At 53.7% G+C, this 2271-nt stretch carries 3 protein-coding genes; all 3 read right to left on the bottom strand.

Annotated features, from left to right (window positions below):
• The coding region (locus BZL41_RS28035; protein ID WP_143518099.1) for a hypothetical protein at window positions 1–930 on the bottom strand (930 nt) is incomplete at its 3' end.
• A gap of 250 nt (window positions 931–1180) precedes the next feature.
• Window positions 1181–1606, bottom strand: coding sequence for an SMI1/KNR4 family protein (locus tag BZL41_RS16125; protein WP_095600248.1), 426 nt, complete (start codon window positions 1604–1606; stop codon window positions 1181–1183).
• Window positions 1584–2271 (bottom strand): RHS repeat-associated core domain-containing protein (locus tag BZL41_RS16120; protein WP_305884107.1); only part of this gene is annotated, 688 nt, incomplete at its 5' end. The genes BZL41_RS16125 and BZL41_RS16120, both read right to left, overlap by 23 nt.

Here is a 2271-nt window from a genome sequence, read left to right as displayed (position 1 = left end):
GTGGTATTCCGTGGACAGGCACTCGCCGCCTCGCTGCCGGGCCATCGCTTGCAGCCGCGACAAGCCATCCGCCAACAGGAGCCGGCCATCACGCTTGGAGGCCAAGTTACAGTGCGGACACCACGTACCACGGAGGATGGACGTGCCGGTCGCCTGCCACTCGTGACCAGACCCGCAGCGGAAGTGGTACTTCTCCCGTCCCCCCATATAGGTGTCGGACAGGCAGCAACCACCGCGCTTCTCCGCCACGGCCTGCAACCGCTTCAGACCGTCCGCCAGCCGGTAGCCCTCTCCCCTGCGCTGACCGGCACAAACCCGGCACCACGAGCCCTTGTTGAGGATGCTCACCCCTTCCGCCGACCACTCATGCCCCTCGGCACAACGGAAGCGGTAGTGCTGGGCAACGCCTTGGTAGTTGTCCGACAGACATTCGCCTCCCCGCAACTGCGCAGCCTGCCGCAGACGGGCCAAGCCATCGGACAGTCGCTGGCTCTTGTGGATTTGCTGGTGAAGACAGATGGGACAAGCGGCATTCTTATAAACGAGGCCTGGACGGCGCTGCCGAATGTGCCCTTTCTGGCAGCGAAACCGATAAAGCACCTTGGAGCCACGCCACTGACTGTCCAGGCATTCAACCCCTGCCTCGCGGGCAATGGCACGCAAGCGGTTCAAATGCCCTTGTCCGATGCATTCCGGGCAGACGGCATCGACCGTGGCATTAACGAGCGACTTTGGCGTCCGCTTGAACACATGCCCTTGCGCACAACTGAAACGGTGCAATACCTGCCAACCGAGCCAGGCTGTATCCGGGCACGACAGGTTGAAACGCTCGGCGGAAGCACGAAGCGCGTCTGAATGATCGAGCACAGGATGGGCTCGATCCTTACGCTTATCTGTTTCCCTGTTCATGTCCGAGTCCGAAGCATCCATGGCCAGAGCCTACCAATGCGTTCGGCGCGAGTAGCTGCGGTGTTCGACATCGCAGGGATGACGGTCATCGCAACAGCGGTACGTCTCACTTGATAGGTAGCAGCATTCTGAAATCCACCAAGCCAAGCATGACTAAATCCTAGTAACTTGATCTACTGCACATGGGTTTTGGAACACGCCCCGCACCCTTCCAACCCTCAGACATGCAAGAATTCTTACATGCAACCGGAGCAGCTTTAAACCAATGTTCTTATGACAAGTACCAAGTCAGAAAATCAAAAAATGTGTTCCATTTCAGCCCAACCTTACCAGCCAAAAATTCGGCTCGCTGTGCAAGGCTGAAATCCAAAACCTCGCCATTTTTTTTGTCGTATAGATAACATCCCTCCCCTTGAACAGTTGTGAGGCAAATGAAATTTTCTGGTAGCTCCCATACTTCATGAATGAAATCTGTGCCAACTTCTATTTCATTGCTTGGCTCTGCGATATCACATAGCTCCTCATTCGACGCGGTGCTTTTGAAAAAGGTTATGACGTAATTTAAAAAGAACTCAGCGAATTCGCTTTCCAAACTTATATCTAGAGCCTTCAGCGCCTCAACAACTGACTCTGTATTCGCCCTGTGAATATTACCAGGCTGTTTTTCGATAAGGCTAATCAACTGAGGAGGAATCATTTTTTTCTCTTGCCTCTGCCGCTCGGTCTTTCCAATACTGCGGCACTTCTTTATTGAATTGCTCCCTATTTACTGGGGCGTCAGGGTTCTGATTGTGGCCATACGGATGTATCGCTTCCCTACCTTTGCCTTTTAGAGTTTGAAGATGAGTCTTACGGCTCAGTTCAAATAGTGGCCCCTTCCCATTTTGCCGTGAATGGTGAAGTTGAAGTTGTTGTGGAACACCATCCTTAAGTACGTAGGGTGCGCCACCTTCTGTTGCCCTATCCATATTCGATACACCTTTATACTCTAAGCCCCAGTCAATATCTTGTTGATAGACCTTATAGGTGTTTCCTGTCCCATTGCCACGGGCTTTCCACGTGGTTTCAGTTTTGAAAAACTCAGGATTTTTTCCATGCTCCGGCCCAGGGGCGCTGGGAGTTCCTTCATCGACTTTCGCTTTATCCGCAGGATTTTCCGCTACTCCCGGCTTATTTCCATTCCCCGGCGGACACTGGCTATTCAACCCCAACGGATCAACCCACCCCGTGGGGTTGTTCACGTACTGGTAGTTGTTCAGCCCGCCCGCGAGTTTGATCGGGTCGGGGGTGAGGAAGCAGCCGGTGTTGGGATTGTAGTAGCGGTGGCGGTTGTAGTGCAGGCCGGTTTCGGCGTCGAAGTAT

It is taken from the genome of Pseudomonas sp. PIC25 (assembly GCF_002286785.1).
Classification (GTDB): domain Bacteria; phylum Pseudomonadota; class Gammaproteobacteria; order Pseudomonadales; family Pseudomonadaceae; genus Pseudomonas_M.
This window is presented reverse-complemented; position numbering and strand designations above follow the sequence as displayed.